14 protein-coding genes are annotated in these 15,702 nt (G+C 48.9%); 5 read left to right on the top strand and 9 right to left on the bottom strand.

Going from position 1 to position 15,702, the window contains the following annotated elements:
• Positions 1-138 precede the first annotated feature (138 nt).
• The 3 genes from OHJ21_RS16490 to OHJ21_RS16480 all read right to left on the bottom strand — a co-directional run bounded on the left by OHJ21_RS16490 (position 139) and on the right by OHJ21_RS16480 (position 2,714).
• Positions 139-789, bottom strand: a complete 651-nt coding sequence (locus OHJ21_RS16490; RefSeq protein ID WP_486020569.1) for a YczE/YyaS/YitT family protein — start codon at positions 787-789, stop codon at positions 139-141.
• A gap of 182 nt (positions 790-971) precedes the next feature.
• Positions 972-1,955, bottom strand: a complete 984-nt coding sequence (locus OHJ21_RS16485; protein WP_394054317.1) for a glycoside hydrolase family 43 protein — start codon at positions 1,953-1,955, stop codon at positions 972-974.
• A 126-nt stretch (positions 1,956-2,081) separates the two neighbouring features.
• Positions 2,082-2,714 (bottom strand): nitroreductase family protein, encoded by a 633-nt coding sequence (locus OHJ21_RS16480; protein ID WP_326114603.1) that lies wholly within the window; start codon positions 2,712-2,714, stop codon positions 2,082-2,084.
• A 179-nt stretch (positions 2,715-2,893) separates the two neighbouring features.
• Here OHJ21_RS16480 and OHJ21_RS16475 point away from each other — a divergent pair, with 179 nt between their 5' ends.
• Positions 2,894-4,240, top strand: coding sequence for an aminotransferase-like domain-containing protein (locus OHJ21_RS16475; RefSeq protein ID WP_486020568.1), 1,347 nt, complete (start codon positions 2,894-2,896; stop codon positions 4,238-4,240).
• Between the two features lie 34 nt (positions 4,241-4,274).
• Positions 4,275-4,649, top strand: coding sequence for a winged helix-turn-helix transcriptional regulator (locus tag OHJ21_RS16470; RefSeq protein WP_100538657.1), 375 nt, complete (start codon positions 4,275-4,277; stop codon positions 4,647-4,649).
• Positions 4,650-4,721: 72 nt separating this feature from the next.
• On the opposite strand, the gene OHJ21_RS16465 is transcribed toward OHJ21_RS16470, so the two are convergent.
• The 3 genes from OHJ21_RS16465 to mgtE all read right to left on the bottom strand — a co-directional run bounded on the left by OHJ21_RS16465 (position 4,722) and on the right by mgtE (position 8,306).
• Complete coding sequence (locus OHJ21_RS16465; RefSeq protein WP_394054320.1) at positions 4,722-5,798, bottom strand: SDR family oxidoreductase; 1,077 nt, start codon at positions 5,796-5,798, stop codon at positions 4,722-4,724.
• A 218-nt stretch (positions 5,799-6,016) separates the two neighbouring features.
• Entirely contained in the window at positions 6,017-6,613 is a 597-nt protein-coding gene (locus OHJ21_RS16460) for a DUF1349 domain-containing protein (protein ID WP_486020567.1), read from the bottom strand.
• A gap of 337 nt (positions 6,614-6,950) precedes the next feature.
• The gene (mgtE, locus tag OHJ21_RS16455; RefSeq protein WP_486020566.1) at positions 6,951-8,306 is read right to left on the bottom strand and encodes a magnesium transporter; all 1,356 of its coding nucleotides are present in this window, start codon (positions 8,304-8,306) and stop codon (positions 6,951-6,953) included.
• 216 nt (positions 8,307-8,522) lie between these two features.
• Between mgtE and OHJ21_RS16450 the strand changes: the two genes are divergently transcribed.
• On the top strand, positions 8,523-9,443 hold the full coding sequence (locus tag OHJ21_RS16450) for an aldo/keto reductase (RefSeq protein ID WP_326119221.1): 921 nt from the start codon (positions 8,523-8,525) through the stop codon (positions 9,441-9,443).
• 162 nt (positions 9,444-9,605) lie between these two features.
• Here the strand turns inward: OHJ21_RS16450 and OHJ21_RS16445 are convergent, their stop codons facing one another.
• On the bottom strand, positions 9,606-10,502 hold the full coding sequence (locus OHJ21_RS16445; protein ID WP_486020564.1) for an NAD(P)-dependent oxidoreductase: 897 nt from the start codon (positions 10,500-10,502) through the stop codon (positions 9,606-9,608).
• A gap of 185 nt (positions 10,503-10,687) precedes the next feature.
• Here OHJ21_RS16445 and OHJ21_RS16440 point away from each other — a divergent pair, with 185 nt between their 5' ends.
• Positions 10,688-11,644, top strand: coding sequence for a 3'-5' exoribonuclease YhaM family protein (locus tag OHJ21_RS16440; protein ID WP_100538650.1), 957 nt, complete (start codon positions 10,688-10,690; stop codon positions 11,642-11,644).
• Between the two features lie 64 nt (positions 11,645-11,708).
• On the opposite strand, the gene OHJ21_RS16435 is transcribed toward OHJ21_RS16440, so the two are convergent.
• Both OHJ21_RS16435 and OHJ21_RS16430 read right to left on the bottom strand, forming a co-directional pair.
• Positions 11,709-13,166 (bottom strand): sensor histidine kinase, encoded by a 1,458-nt coding sequence (locus tag OHJ21_RS16435; protein ID WP_486020563.1) that lies wholly within the window; start codon positions 13,164-13,166, stop codon positions 11,709-11,711.
• Positions 13,163-13,852: a response regulator transcription factor gene (locus OHJ21_RS16430; RefSeq protein WP_100538648.1), complete on the bottom strand. Its 690-nt coding sequence runs from the start codon at positions 13,850-13,852 to the stop codon at positions 13,163-13,165. Before OHJ21_RS16430 ends, OHJ21_RS16435 begins: the two co-directional genes overlap by 4 nt.
• A gap of 350 nt (positions 13,853-14,202) precedes the next feature.
• On the opposite strand from OHJ21_RS16430, the gene OHJ21_RS16425 reads away from it, so the two are divergent.
• Positions 14,203-15,408 carry a DUF418 domain-containing protein gene (locus tag OHJ21_RS16425; RefSeq protein ID WP_486020562.1) on the top strand — a complete coding sequence of 402 codons (1,206 nt, stop codon included), beginning with the start codon at positions 14,203-14,205 and terminating at the stop codon, positions 15,406-15,408.
• Positions 15,409-15,702 lie beyond the last annotated feature (294 nt).

Genomic DNA, 15,702 nt, shown 5'->3' with positions numbered 1-15,702 from the left:
TCGACCGCATACCTCCCTAAATAAAAAAAGAACGCCCCGGCTTCACTCCAAATTTGGAATGCGCTGGGACGTTCTTCGTCTCTTACCACTCATTATAATCAATAGGTGATTGTTTAACCACAGGCTATCTCATGAAAATTACGGGCTCTGTTCAAGCACCGCTTCCCGGGTTCTTTTGCTGCGCCAACGAAACATGATCCGGCGCAGCAATTTGATAAAATAGCCAACCAAAAAAGCCGAAATAACGGTACCCTCGCGTACGCCTTCAATCGAACCGAAAGCAAACAGCGAGATGACGATACCGATGGACACCAGGGTCCAGTCGAATATGATCTTGATGTTCCCGAATTCGGCACCTAGTTTTTCGGAAATGACTTTCACGATGCCTTCACCCAGGTTCAGGATCGTATTAGCGATGATTTGAAGATAGATGCCGATCGCCAGAATCATGCATCCCGTCAGTAACGCTAAAATTTTCATGAAATACATCGTAAAGTTGAGCGAACTTACGATATACGCCCCCATATCCAGAAACAGGCCAAACAGAACACCGACAAACACTTGCAGGTACTGCATCCTGGGAAACTGCTTACCGAGCAGGAGGACCTGGATCACTACAAACAGCAGGCATAACAGGATGGTCATCAGTCCCATGGAGAGGGGGAATTTTAAACTCAGCACATACGGTACGCTGGCAATCGGGGAGGTTCCGATATTGGCTTTGGTCACGAGAGCCGTGCCAAGTCCCATTAAGAATAGTCCTGCAATCAGGATGATATATCGTTTCATAAGCTGCCTTGTCATGGTTGCATTCCTTCTTCTGTGTGATATAGATGGATCCGCCGCGACTAACATCAAAAAATGATAGCAGCTTTCATTATATCACTAAACAACGACAGCGAAGCAGCTGTAAAAAATTGAACCGGAAAAAGCTGAACTCCATAGTCATGGAATCCAGCCTTCCTCTTGCCTTATTTACCGTACGGATCAATCGTCTGAATGGTGCCGTCCTCATTGTAGGTCAGCTCGGTGAACTTGACGCTGCGTTTGTTGTCGGCCCCGCCGGAGAGGGAGCTGTCATGGTAGAAGAGATACCATTTATCCTGAAACTGAACGATGGAGTGATGGGTCGTCCAGCCGATAACAGGTGTTAGAATCGTGCCTTTGAACTCGAAAGGCCCCGTTGGACTTTGGCTCGTCCCGTAGACGATTTTGTGTGTTGAGCCGGTAGAATAAGAAAGATAGTAGGTGCCGTTGTATTTATGGACCCAAGGTCCTTCAAAATATCTTCGCTCTTCATCCCCCGCGACAATCGGGTTGCCCTCCTCATCGACGATGGATATTTCTCGCGGCGTCTCCTTGAAAGTAAGCATGTCGTCGCTCAGCTCGGCGACCCGCGGTCCGATGGCAGGCGCATCCGCGGCAGGTCCTTCCGCATCCGGAATATGGGATCCCGTCTGCCATTGTTCCAGCTGTCCGCCCCAGAGGCCGCCGAAGTAAATATAGGCCCGGTTATCGTCGTCCACGAATACGGCAGGGTCAATGCTGTAACTGCCCGGGATGTAATGAGGCTCCGGCTTAAAGGGGCCGGAAGGCGAGGAGCTTGTCGCTACGCCAAGTCGGAAAATATCGTCATGATCCCTGGCAGGGAAGTATAAGTAGTACGTGTCGTTCTTGAAGGCGGCATCCGGTGCCCACATTTGCTTCTTCGCCCATGGAACATCCTTCACATGAAGGGCTTCGCCATGGTCCACGCATGGAGCATTCACATCATCCATCGAGAGAATGTGGTAGTCTTCCATGTCATACTGGTCGCCGTTATCATTGGACGTGTTCTCGTGATCCAGGTCATGGGATGGATAAATATAAATTTTACCCTCGAATACGTGGGCGGAAGGGTCCGCGGTATAGATATGGGTTACGATCGGTTCGTTAGGCTGTACGGGTTTGGTCATCACGTTTCCTCCTTGAATCGTTGCATTGTAAGCGCTTGTATTTATTCTATCAGACGCTTTCCACTCAAAAAACCTAATAAAATTAGGTTTTTCACCTAAAAATATTAGATCTTTTTTAGTTGAGCCTTAGAAGTGATTCCAAATTACCGTCTTTTCTACCGGTAAACGGGTAGAAGGATGAGCCGGAACGGACTTCTTACCGATCGCAACCAGCATAACGGGAACCAAATGGCGCGGAACCCCGAATGCTTCCGTGAATAGGCTTGCGCTGTATCCGCCCATCGGGCATGAATCAAGACCGCGTGCCTTTGCAGCCAGCATGAGCTGCATGGCGGCCATGGAAGCGCTCCGTATCGCTTCTTCCTGGGCGAGTTCAGGCGCATTGGTGTACGAATTCATAATTTGCCGGACCAGATTCGTTTTGACCTCCTCTGGCATGAACCCAGCCTGAACCGCTTGGTCATATATCGCTTCAGCATGTTGATGGGCCTGCAGGTTTCCCAACACCGCGATGACAGCGGAGGCTTCAACGATTTGCCTTTGTCCATATGCGATGGGCAGCAGTTTTTCTTTGGCGGCCTTATCTGTAATGGCAAGATACGTCCAATGCTGCAGATTCCAAGCGGAAGGTGCGGTACTCGCAATCTCAAGCAATTCTTGAATCTCTTCATGACGGAGGTTGTGCTGCGGGTCAAAATGTTTAACCGCTTGACGTTCACGTACAGTCGTTAAAAAGTCGGTATGCGAGATGGATGACATACGAATCAGCTCCCTATCACAGTTATCTTCATTCTTAAAGCTGGGAAGGTGTTCCCCAAGCAGCGAACGGTTACTTGAAATATAGGATAATGATGCGTTTGAAACCATTCCCTATTTTGAAAACTGTACCGATACAGTGGTGAGGTCCTGTATAATAAGAGTCACAAGGGGGCGTGATCGTGAAAAAGTATTTATCCATTCTTACCGATATGGAATCGAAAATTCAGGAAGGCCAATACCGTTCAGGGCAGAAGCTGCCTTCCGTTCGAAGTGCGGCACAATCCTACGGGTGCAGCATCAGTACGGTGATTCGTGCCTATTCCGAGCTTGAGAAACGGCACGCCATTTATTCGGTTTCGCAAAGCGGCTATTATGTCGTCCAGAAAGACGGAGATTCGGATAACATGGATAAGAGTTGGATTGATTTTGCATCGGCCTCTCCGGACGTGAATGTATTCCCGTATCTGGATTTTCAGCATTGCCTGAACAAGGCGATTGATACCTATAAATACGAGCTGTTTACCTATGGCGATCCGAAAGGGATGGAGAAACTGCGCCATACGCTGGTCTCCCATCTGGCAGGAGCTCAAGTGTTCACTACCGCGGAGAGGATCATGATTACGGCGGGCGCCCAGCAGGCACTTGAGATTTTGACTAAAATGCCGTTTCCCGGCGGAAAGTCCGTCATTCTGGTCGAACAGCCTAGCTACAATAATTATTTGCAGTTGTTGGAGAGTGAAGGAGTACCCGTTATCGGAATCGCGCGCACGGCAGCTGGCATCGATCTGCAGGCTCTGGAGGAGCATTTCCGCTCCGGACATATTAAATATTTCTATACCATGTCGAGATATCATAATCCGCTGGGCACTTCCTACAGCGCCGAACAGAGGAAGGCCATTGCGAAACTGGCGACCCGATATAACGTCTATATCGTCGAAGACGACTATATGGCCGATCTAGGCGAAGAACGGGGATATGATCCTGTCTATGCGTACAACAGAACATCGCACGTCGTATACCTGAAGAGCTTCTCCAAGATCATTTTCCCCGGACTGCGCTTAGGAGCCGTCGTCCTGCCGGAACGTTTGCTTGAAACGTTTCATGCTTTCAAAAGTTATGGGGATACGTCGCTGCTGTCCCAAGCGGCGCTCGAAATTTATATCAGCAACGGGATGTACGAGCGGCATAAGCAGAAAATTTACAGCCAGTATGAAACCCGAATGCAAGCCCTGAATGCCGCTTTGCAGCGGTACGAGGGAACCGGATTCATTGAAGCCATGCCCGGCGACGGCGGCATATATAAACTGTTTAAGCTGCCGCAGACCGTTAACCTGGAGCGATTGATCAGGCGGCTGCAAGAGCGGAACGTTCATGTGGTGTCCGGCAAGCATTTTTATCTGTCCGACTACCTTATGCGCGAGAAGTTTATACGTATCAGTATTTCTAGAGCGCGATTGGATCAGATCGAGGAAGGGGTTCGTGTTATAGTGGAAGAAGTAAAGCGAGAGGTCGGAAATCACTGGTAATGCCATATCGTGGAACGAAGGAGCGAGGCTTTTCATGGAGCATAAGGAAAAAGTATACAACACCGCGGTCGAAGCTACGCTGGAGGTCATCGGCGGAAAGTGGAAACCGGTCATTCTATTTCATCTTACCTTCGGTAAAAGACGCAACAGCGAATTTTTAAGCCTGATTCCCCAGATCACCCAAAAAATGCTGACACAGCATCTGCGGGAGCTGGAAGAGGAGGGCATTATATTACGCAAGACGTATAATCAGGTTCCGCCCAAGGTGGAGTATGAATTGAGCGAGTATGGCTGGAGCTTGAAGGAAATTCTTCATTTGATGTGCAGATGGGGAGATATTCATATCGAACGGAAGTATGGGGAATCGGCCATGGTGCTGGAGAAGCCGGCATTTGAGGATCGGCATTAAAAGGTATAATAAATGAAAGAGCCGACTATTCCACGTATAGTCGGCTCTTCGTCATGCAGCTTGCGCGATTATTTATGGAATAACTTTACGTCGCCGGAGCTCGTCAAAGATATTCATGAACATGGCTTCCGTATCGACATACTCATGAAAACCGAAGCGGCGTGCCTTCGAACCGTCTGCAAAGAAATCATAATCCCAGGAGAACACAAAATCACCGAACTTCCAGGATGAAACCTCTTGATACGTGTGCTCCGCAAGTCCATGCAACTCAACCATACGATTCCAGACCGGCTCTTTATCCGCCATGACCGTTTCCAGATTCATCTGCAGGGGCGGCGCGGTTTCCATGCCGAAATAATTCGCAATCTTCGGCCACAACTCGTTCCAGCGGAACAGGTCCCCGTTCGTGATGTTAAATGCTTGATTGGCGCATCGTTCATCGGTAGCAGCCCAAACCGTGGCTTTGGCGAGCAGATCGGCATCGGTCATCTCCAGCAGACTGTGATAGGCTCCCGGCTTACCTGGGAAACGCAGAGGAATGCCGAGCTCTTTTGAAATCGAGGCATAGACGGCAATGACCATCGCCAGATTCATCGGGTTTCCAAGGGCAAATCCGCTGACAACGGATGGACGCAGCGCGGACCAGGTCCAGGCTTTGCCTTGCTGCCGTTCCTCCAAAAAGTTCTGCTGATCGATATTGAATTCTGGCGGCATATGGTTCGCATCCGTCTCCCGGGCCGGCGTCTTGAATGGACCGAGATGCGCGCCGTATACCTTGTAGCCCTGCATCAGGCTGACATGCTGCAGATTGGCAGCAATGGGCTCGATAGCTTCCACGACATGGACAAGCATGGCCAGATTTGGTGCGACAAGCTCGGCCCACGTTGGCCGGTCCTGATAAGCCGCATAGAAGATATGCGTCACTTCGGTCAAAGAGCTTAATTTGGCAATCGTATCCTCCCGATCAAGCAGGTCGGCGGAGATATAACGTACGCGGTTCGTGGAATCTCCGCCTCGGCGCGATACGCCGACGATATCCCAGCCTTGAAGCGTCGAAAGGTGCTCGATGAGGTTGCGGCCGATCACCCCGTTGGCCCCTACAACCAAAGCTGTTTTTTGCGAATGATGTGAACGTTGATCTGTATTCATAGGTTCATCTCCCTAACGTGATGTTCTTGATTAATGTCATTTTGCACGTTAGGGTTCGGCTTGAGAAGTACGCACTTTGAAGTGATATAATTACTTTTTGGTAATGTTTAAGTTATGCCAACCATTTTTCAATCTAAGGAGATACGATGAGCTCACCCTATCATTTTCATGATGGCCAGTTCGAGTGAGAAAAATGTTATTATTTTGAATATATTATATTAAAACCTGCTTTTCTCATCCGATTCAGATAAAAACAAAGACAGAAATTGGACTCGACAACCTGCTCCCATCGGTGATTGGGCTACCACACCCGCTGTAAATGGAGTCGAGGCATCCATTCCAAAGTATCGAATCAATTTCCAAGCTTCACCATCCGATGAGTAGTAAAAAGAAATAGTTCTATCCTTCTTCGTTATTTTTAGATAAGGATTGCTAACGAATACACGCTCGGAATTACAATCATCCGAAAAGCCGTTCTGGGTAACAACGGACACAATCGTTGCATACTCACCATTGTATTCAAAACATAGCTTGGCCCAATTATTCTCGTCTGCCATCAACATCAAGCACCCGGAATCATATAAATGGAGCATATCTACCTGAAGCTGCGTTACTAGCTGGAAGGTAGAATCAACCTGAAGGTGAAGATAGGGGGCAGAATGAGCTATATGTTTTCCTCCAGGGTCTTTGAAAAAGTCTGCCTTCGACGGGGCATCCATGATTAGCCGGTCATCTGATGTAAACTCCCAATGCTCAGGCTCATTCAACCACATTAATTTCTGTCTTGTTTCGGGATGAAATAAATTCATACTCATAACCATCACTCCTCTATTGGATTGAATGCAAACTTCATGTTGAACCAAGCCGGGCAGATTCTAGCATATAACATATACTCTATGTACTTCGTATTTAGCATGTTTAAGTTCATGATCTGAACTACATATATAATAAACCAGGTGGCATCAATTGCAAGAAAAAAAAGGTAGAAAAGGAAATGTATCATCATGCTTGTTCCGTAAGTTTTCATAAGACCCAGCCGTTTTTGAGTTGATGATATCCTCGACATCGAACTGCCGGATTCCAAATAAAAAGACTTCCGGTGAATGAATCGGAAGTCTTTTTTTGAAAGGGAATGTTCATCCCGGCGGTCGGCTAGATATAGGACAGAAACAGGGTCGCGATGCCAAAGTAGATGACAAGCGAGAGAATATCGTTAATGGTTGTAATTAACGGTCCGGAGGCCACGGCCGGATCAATTTTGAATTTGAACAGAATGAGCGGAATGATTGTACCTGCCATCGTGCCCACGATGAGTGTTGCAATCAACGAGCTTCCGACCACAAACCCCAGATAGAGATTGCCCTGCCAGAAATATGCGATCAAGGATATCAGGATCCCGCATATGACCCCGATCATCAAGCCGACCTTCAGCTCTCTTGCTAACAGCCGGTACACCAGCGATTTGGTCATTTCTTTCGTAGTCAGGCCGCGTACAATAACAGCTAGCGACTGCGTGCCGGTATTGCCGGTCATTCCGGCAATCATGGGCATGAAGAAGGCTAGCGCCACAACCTGTGCCAGCGTCTCTTCAAATCGGGAAATGATCGTTCCCGAGATCAGACCGATGAATAAGAGCAGGATCAGCCACGGTAATCTTCGAAAGGCGGCAACGGTTGCTTTGGTGTTGAAGTCAATGGATTTGCCCCCGGTGGCGTTCATTTTTCGAATATCCTCATCGGCTTCCTTGATGACGACGTCGAGAATATCGTCAACCGTAATGATGCCTACAAGTGTGTTATCCTGTTCAACGACGGGGATGGCGACCAGATCGTATTTTTGGATCATCTGAGCGACTTCCTCCTGATCGGCATCCACAGGTACGGACAGCACCCGGCTGTGCATGATATCCACCATATATTCATCCGGTTCGGCCAAGATAAGACCCCGGTAAGACACCACGCCCATCAGTTTCTTGTCTTGGTTTATGACGTACAGATAGTTGATCGTTTCGGAAATGGAGACGTAGGTTTTCAGCTTCTGGACGACCTCGGATACGGTGTAATGCTGGGGAATCCACACGTAACGATTGGTCATGATTCGGCCCGCAGTTTCCGGCGGGTATTTCATCAGGTTCAAGACAAATTGGGATTCCTCGTCCCGCATTCCCTTGAGGAATTCGTCTTTCTGCTCAGGTGACAGCTCATCCAGCAAAATGGCGAGGTCGTCGTTATCCATCAAGTCCATGATGATGGCCGTTCTTTCTTTGCCCAGCCTGCCCAAAACTTCGATCTGCTGGTCATGCTCCATTTCCTGAATCATATCGGCCAGCTGCTCCTCGTTCAGAAACTGCAGAAATCGGGTCTGGTCCGCATCGCTGAGATGGCTATGTATTCTGGCCAGGTCATAAGGAAGAAATTCATCGATCATTCGCTGAAAGTCATTGGGTGTTTTTGCTTTCAGACTCTCTATAATGTCCGGCATCCATTGCTCCAGTGTCCGAGTATTCACGCCGACAATCCTCCTTTCTGATTCCGTTCTATAATAACGAAATGATTACGTATTATAGGGTTCACCATAACGACTTATTATTAAACAATCCGGATACGGCGAGCGGATGAAAAATATAGGTGATGGACGAGAAAAAAGAGTCCGCAGCATCAGTTGCAAACGGTTGCAATTTCAAATAAGATATAGGCGCACAAATCTAAGAGTAGGGGTGAGTATATGAAGTACAGACGTCTCGGAAAAACCGATCTGAAAGTATCGGTAGTCGGTGTGGGAACCTGGCAGTTTGGCGGTGATTGGGGGAAGGATTTCAACCAACAGGAAGTCGATGCCATTTTAACGCATGCGAAGGAGCTAGGCATTAATCTGCTCGATACAGCCGAATGTTATGGTCCTCATCATATGTCCGAGAATTTCATCGGTGATTTCTTGTCGCGCGACCGCCGCGAGGATTGGGTCATTGCCTCGAAGTTTGGTCATCGATGGCATGAGCAGTGGGAGAACGCATGGGATACGAAGCAGATTCGAATTCAGCTCGAGGAATCACTTAAAGCGCTTCGTACCGATTACATCGACCTGTATCAATTCCATTCCGGCTCGGATGAAGTGTTCAACAATGATGAGATGTGGACGATGCTGGACAAGCAGGTTCAGGCGGGAACCATCCGTAATCTGGGCATTTCTATTGGAAGTAACAGAAACATCTATCAAACGGATAAGGCTGCGGATGTGAATGCCAAAGCCATTCAGGTCGTGTATAACCGTCTGGAGCAAGCTCCGGAGGAAGAGGTTCTTCCTTCATGTTTGAAGCAGGATCTTGGAGTATTGGCGCGAGTTCCGCTTGCAAGCGGGTACTTAAGCGGAAAGTATAAGCCAGGGACGGTCTTCAGCGATAACGTGCGCAAGAACCGTGACCAGGACGAGATCAACGCCAAGCTGAAGCTTGTGGAAGAGATTAAGCAGAACGAAGTGCCGGAGGGCGTGAATATGGCCGAGTGGGCGCTGGCCTGGTGCTTGAAGCATCCGGCTGTCAGCTGCGTCATTCCAGGCTGCAAGAGCGTCGAGCAGGTGGAGGCAAACGCGAGAGCCGTGGAGCTGGATTTGGTTCAAGACGACCATCCGGGTGCATGGAAATCTTAAAATTAATACTGGCCTCGACTCGAATGCGAAAAGGCGATGACAGAAAAAGCACCCGCGGGTGCTTTTTCTTGTGTCATCCGTATCTTGTTGGAAACCGATCAACCATTCGCTTCTCAGGCAAGAATCGAAATTTAAAGTTCACTCGATGATGCGCGGGATGGTTCAATGCGATGATGCCGCGGTTTTCCTGAACGATTCAATCAGGCTGGTAAAGCTGTCCCCTTCACGGCCATTCGCCAACCCCCGCTTGAAGATCTCCAGAACCGCTTCAGGCAATGAAGCGTCAACGCCTGCATCCTGTGTGGTATGAACGATGTGCTCAACGCTGGCAACGCCCATGGCGAGCCGATCTACGTCCCCCGGATATTCTCCTGCATCGATGCGCGGGGTATAGAACTCAATGAATTGTGGCAGCGAAGCCATCGTGTTGATTGCATGTGACTTCAATTGCTCTGCCGTGATGCCGTTCGCTTGTCCTACTGCAACAGCGTGAAGATAACTGAGCATAGCCGTCCAGAACATATCCATTCCGATCTGATAATACAGCGCGGCGAGTCCAGGATCTTCCCCCCTGTAGTCCGTGCTAGTCAACACTTCAAGCACCTCCTTGTGTGCCTCGAAGACATCCAAGGGTCCGCTGTAAAAGGTGAAGGATTCCGACTTGCCGATTCCCGACGGAGGAACCTGCACACCGCCTGTTAGATGCGAAGCACCATGTCCGGCCAGCCATTTGGCTGCTTCCCGGGCTTTCTCCGGGGTGTCCGAGCTTAGATTAACGAATACCTTGCCGGCGAGGCTTTCTATGGCATTTTCCAGGATGGCGTACATTGCGCTGTAGTCGGTAAGACTGAGAAGCACTAACTCATTGGCATCCAGTGCTTCCTTAATTGTAGAGGCTCCGACAGCTCCCAGTTTAATAAGCTCATCGGCTTTGCTGGCCGTACGATTCCACAAGGTGACTGCGTGGCCATGGTTTAGAAACGTGCGTGCCATCGCTTGACCCATCGGTCCCAGGCCTATGATCGTCACTGATGATTGACTTTGCGTACTGTTTTTCATATTGAATTATAGCTCCTCTCGATAAGTCTAACCCCATGCTAAACGATGACACTGGTGTCAAAGTCAACTGCTGAAGTTCGGCTTATGATTCTGTGATTTTGCAGAGCGGATATTTCAGTGTGATAGACTCATTGCACGGGACTTTGTTATAGTTAACTTAACGGGATTTTTTGGGGAGGAACCAGATGAAACCTATTAATAAACTTAGCATTCAAGATGATTTTGTTGGTTTTTACTTGCTGAAGGAATTAAATATGAGACAGACCAACGGCACGCCGCCGAAAGATTATTTTGACATTATTCTCTCGGATGCGAGCGGCCAGATTTCGGCCAAGTACTGGGATGTGACCATTCAGGATAAAGAAACGTTCCTGCCGATGCAATTAGTCAAAATCCAGGGAACCGTACTGAGCTACCGGGATCAGCCTCAAGTTAAAATCAGCCGAATCCGCAAGGCAACGGATGAGGATGGCGTTTCCTTGACCGATTTTGTGAGGGCTGCGCCAATTCGCCCCGTGGATCTGTTACATACAATCAAACTTACGATGAACGAGATTGCGGAGCCGCAGGTACGAAGCATTGTGCAGTATTGTGTGTCGAAGGTGGAAGAGAAGCTGATGCATTATCCGGCTGCCAAAACCTATCATCATGCCTATTTTGCCGGACTTGCCTATCATATTGTCCGCATGCTGGAGATTGGCGATTTCATCTGCAAGCAGCGGCCGTTTCTGAATCCGGACTTGATCAAGGCCGGCATTATCCTGCATGATATCGCAAAGCCGGAAGAGATGATCGCCCAGATGGGCATCGTTACGGACTACAGCAACCAGGGAAAGCTGATCGGACATATCGCCCTGGCATCCAACTGGATCGTGGAAGCGGCCATTCAGAACGACATCGCGCTTGAATCCGAAGTGGTTTTGGGCTTGCAGCATCTCGTACTTTCCCACCATAACCTCGGAGAGTGGGGGAGCCCGGTTCAGCCGCAAACGGCCGAAGCCGTCGCGCTGCACCATATCGACCTGCTGGACGCCAAGCTGCAGATGGTGGAGGACGCCCTGGATACGACGCTTGAAACGGAGCCATGGACACCGATGATCCGCGGACTCGACAATAAGGCAATTTATCGGTTAAAGGTATAACGATTGAGGCATCCCCCGATTCATTGGATCGGGCAGGATGCCTCTTTATGATGCCTCGGGAGGCTTATGATTCTTGGATCGGTATGGTAAAGCGGATTGTCGCCCCGCAAGGTGAGGTATTCTCGGCGGAAATATGCCCTCCATGATGCTGAATGAGAAGTTTGGCGATATACAGCCCCAGACCGGAATGCCCTTTTTGTCTGGAGGAAGGATGTTCTCCTTGATAAAACTGCTTAAATACCTGCTGCAGATCTTGCTGCTTCCCAAAGCCTGCTCCATTATCCGTAACAGACATCATCACCTGCTGCTCGGTGAGTTCGATACGCCATAGAATCTGTCCGGCTTCAGGGGTATATCGAATGCTGTTCGAAACGAGATTATCCAGAACCTGCATGATGCGATAAGGATCCAAGATGACGGGTTTCTTGTTCATTCGGTTATCATTGATTTCTGTATGGAAGGTTATGTTCTTATTGCTGCATAAAGCGGTATATTCCATGGTTTTTTCATCCGCCAGCTCCTCAATATCCACGGGAAGGGGCTGGAGCCGAAAAGACACCTTTTCAATTTCTGCGATGGTGTTCATATCCTGAAGAAGTTTCGAAGCACGTGCCGTGTTGCGTTTGATGACTTGCAAATATGGCGATCGTTTGGTTTCATAAGACTCCCCGCTCATCTGCTCCAAGCCTTCAACATGTCCTTGAATAATCGTAAGCGGTGTCCGAAGGTCGTGAGCGAGAGCCGCAAACATGGTGCTTCGATCCTGCTCCAATCTCCATTCCCGCTCGATGGATTGCTCAAGCTCTTGACGCATGTCCTCAAAAGCATTCGTAAGCCGGTTAACTTCCGTTATGGACGATGTTCCTGTCATGGAAAAGTGTAAGTTTCGCTCTTTAATCTGTTCGGCTCCTTGCAGAAGCTGCTGCAGCGGAGTGCTGATCTTTCGGCTGAATCGCCTTCCGAATATCAGAGTGAACAGGATGATATACAGAAAAGGGGTCAGAAAAAAGGCCAGGAACCCGAAGGTTACCAAAGGATTCAGCGCCGGATTGGCTGCCGTCACCTTCAGGTTGTATCCAAGCAGAAGAGCCCCTGCAAGATCTCCGTCACTGGAGACAACCGGAATGTACTTAACGACTTGATTCATGCTTCTGTGGATCTGGTTTAAGCGTGCCATGATCTTCTGCCGGTCAAGCGATTCGTAGAGAGGAAGATCCCCGTATAAAGGTTCGCCGGTAAGGGACACAACCAGGTAGGACATGCCCTGCGAGGGGATTACCTTTTCCAGATCGGCTTGTCCCTGCGTGCTCATGACCGAATCGCCCCGGGCCTCGACATATTCCGAAATAACAGGGATTTGAGCTTCGTAATGATTCGCCGGGAGCGCGATGTCATGGTTGAACAGGTAGCCGAGCAGCAGCACGAGCAGCCCCCAGGTTACAAGCGTAGCCAGCAGGCTGCAGGCCAGAATCGAGACGAAATGGCGGGCGAACGTGTTTTTGATGGAACGCTGCTTCATCATTTGGGATCCCACTTGTAGCCAATGCCCCATACGGTTTGAATATAGCTGCGGTTCTGTGCATGGGCGGCCAGCTTGGCCCGGATTTTCTTGATGTGCTCGGTAATGGTAGCGTCGTCCCCCTCAGCGTCAAACCCCCATAACTTCTCGTAAATCTGCTCTCTGGAAAAGACCTGCCCCTGATGCATCGCCAGCAGTTCCACGATCTGATACTCCTTATTCGTCAGAGCGATGCTGTGCCCGTTGCAGCTAACGGCATGTCCCTTGCAATCGATCGTCAGGGCTTGGAACCGCAGGATGCCTTGTTCTTTTTGCGTGTGGATTCTCTGTTCTCGCCTAAGATGGGCATGGATTCTAGCTTTCAATTCCGCGAGGCTGAAGGGCTTGAGCAGATAATCGTCCCCGCCCGCAGCCAGCCCTCGTATCCGGTCCACTTCACTTTGGCAAGCACTCAAGAACACAATGGGACACTGCGTCCTTTCCCTAAGGTGCTCGCAGACCTCAATGCCGTTCATCTCGGGCATCATCACATCGAGTATGATCAGGGACGGCTGTTGTTTGCTCTGGATCAATGCATCCCGTCCACTTCCGGCAGTCAGTACGTGATAGCCTTCAAGCTCCAGCGCGTCTTGTATAAAAGAGATGATCTCTTCTTCATCATCTACCAATAGGATCGTTTCGTTTGCCATATCGATTACATCCTCCAAGAAATAGCTTTTAAAATATATCTGATTAGTGTACACGTCATTTCTAAAGAATGAATAAAGAAAGTTGGATTACTTGAAGTTTATAAGTGCCCATACTTCAACGGAGCAGGCGGAATCATCTGAAGCAGCGGCAGCGGTCGCCTTTGCTCACGGATTTCAACCATTCTTTAATGGATAGATAGAAATCTGGGGGCAACAGCGATCGGAAGAATGATCCGCATGCGGAGTGATGTTTAAGCTACTGTAAATTTACAGGTTAGTAGATGAGTTTCTTTATCCTTTCTTTATGATTGTACCTTAACCTGAAGGCACATTGATAAGGAGGTACAATGATGGCAACGAATCTACAGCCAAGAATAAGGCTCATTGACAGTTTGAGGGGATTTGCACTATTAGGCATCTTTTTGGTGAACATTACGTTTTTTACGACATCGCTACAAACGATTTCTTTCGGGGTCGAATTATGGTCAGGCTGGTACAATGAAGTCCTGATGCTGCTGCGCGGAATTGTCATTGACGGCAAATTTATTTTGATTTTCTCTTTCCTGTTTGGTTTTGGCATGGTGATGTTACAGGAGAGCAGTCAGGCAAAAGGCCGGAACTTTAATCGCATCTATGCTCGAAGGTTGACGGCATTGCTTCTGATCGGTCTGATCCATGGAATCCTGATTTGGTACGGAGACGTTCTGACCCACTATGCACTCATGGGTTTTCTACTGATGCTGTTTCAACGCTGCAAGCCGAGAACGCTGCTGATCTGGTCACTGTCCCTGCTGCTGCTTGTTCCCGTTCTCCTGACGGGAGCAAGCCTGCTGAGCTCTTCGGCCGGACAAGTCTTTGAGCCGTTTAGCCAGGCGGATGCCCATCAGATCGGAATCTATTTCCAGGAGCGGGATGCCGCCATATACGGTGAGGGGACGATGGCCGAGATCATCGCTCAGCGGCTGAATGATTACATCGGCTCCATCTTGAATATGGTGGTCTTTTACCCGCAAGTATTAGGGATGTTCCTGATGGGTGCCTACTTCTGCAAGCGCCGTATTTTGCATGAGGTCCGGAAGAACCGGAAGGGGATCATCCGATTGGTCGCGATGGGCGGAGGTCTGGGTCTTGTCCTTCAACTCGTGATGTCGCTGGCGGAAGGACTTCCATCCTGGGGCGAGGCCGTCGTTTTATTCGTTGGGGCACCACTCTTGACCCTGGGCTATATCGGATTGTTTGCACTTTTATACCAGAACAAATCGTGGCAGAAGGTGTTGGATCTATTTTCTTATCCGGGAAAAATGGCTTTCACCAACTATTTGCTGCAATCGATCCTTTGCGGATTGATCTTTTACAGCTACGGATTGGGGTGGTACGGAATGATCGAACCGATCTGGCAGATGGTGATGGTATTCATTATCTTCGCTATGCAAGTTGTATTCAGTAGATCCTGGTTAAAGCGGCTTCCGATCGGACCATTTGAATACGTTTGGCGCATGTTTACGTATTGGGGAAATCCGGTGAAACAAAGAGAAAGGGTGCATGTTTCTTCCTGAAGAACAAGGCCGCCCATAAGTCTTCGCTGCATCAAAGCACCCAAGCTTTAAATAAAACTCTTGCATTATCGATCCCGGGTGTAATACAATGCTTCTTAATTAACCAACACGATATGTTATAACAAGCGATGATGGAAAGAGTAAGCGAAAGAACGTTCCTGACAGGAAAGGGCCGCCACCGACTGAGAGCGCCCGGGCGAAGGTTCTCCGCTGAAGTTCATTCCGGAGCTGGTATGCTGATAATCTGCATGTTTCGTGCAGATGGTAGGTTTACCCGTAACCCTTGCGTTAAGA

Source organism: Virgibacillus sp. LDC1 (assembly GCF_025792345.1).
In the GTDB taxonomy this organism is placed as follows: domain Bacteria; phylum Bacillota; class Bacilli; order Paenibacillales; family Paenibacillaceae; genus Paenibacillus_AQ; species Paenibacillus_AQ lautus.
Note: the sequence above shows the minus strand (reverse complement) of the source record. Positions and strands in the feature narration are given on the sequence as shown.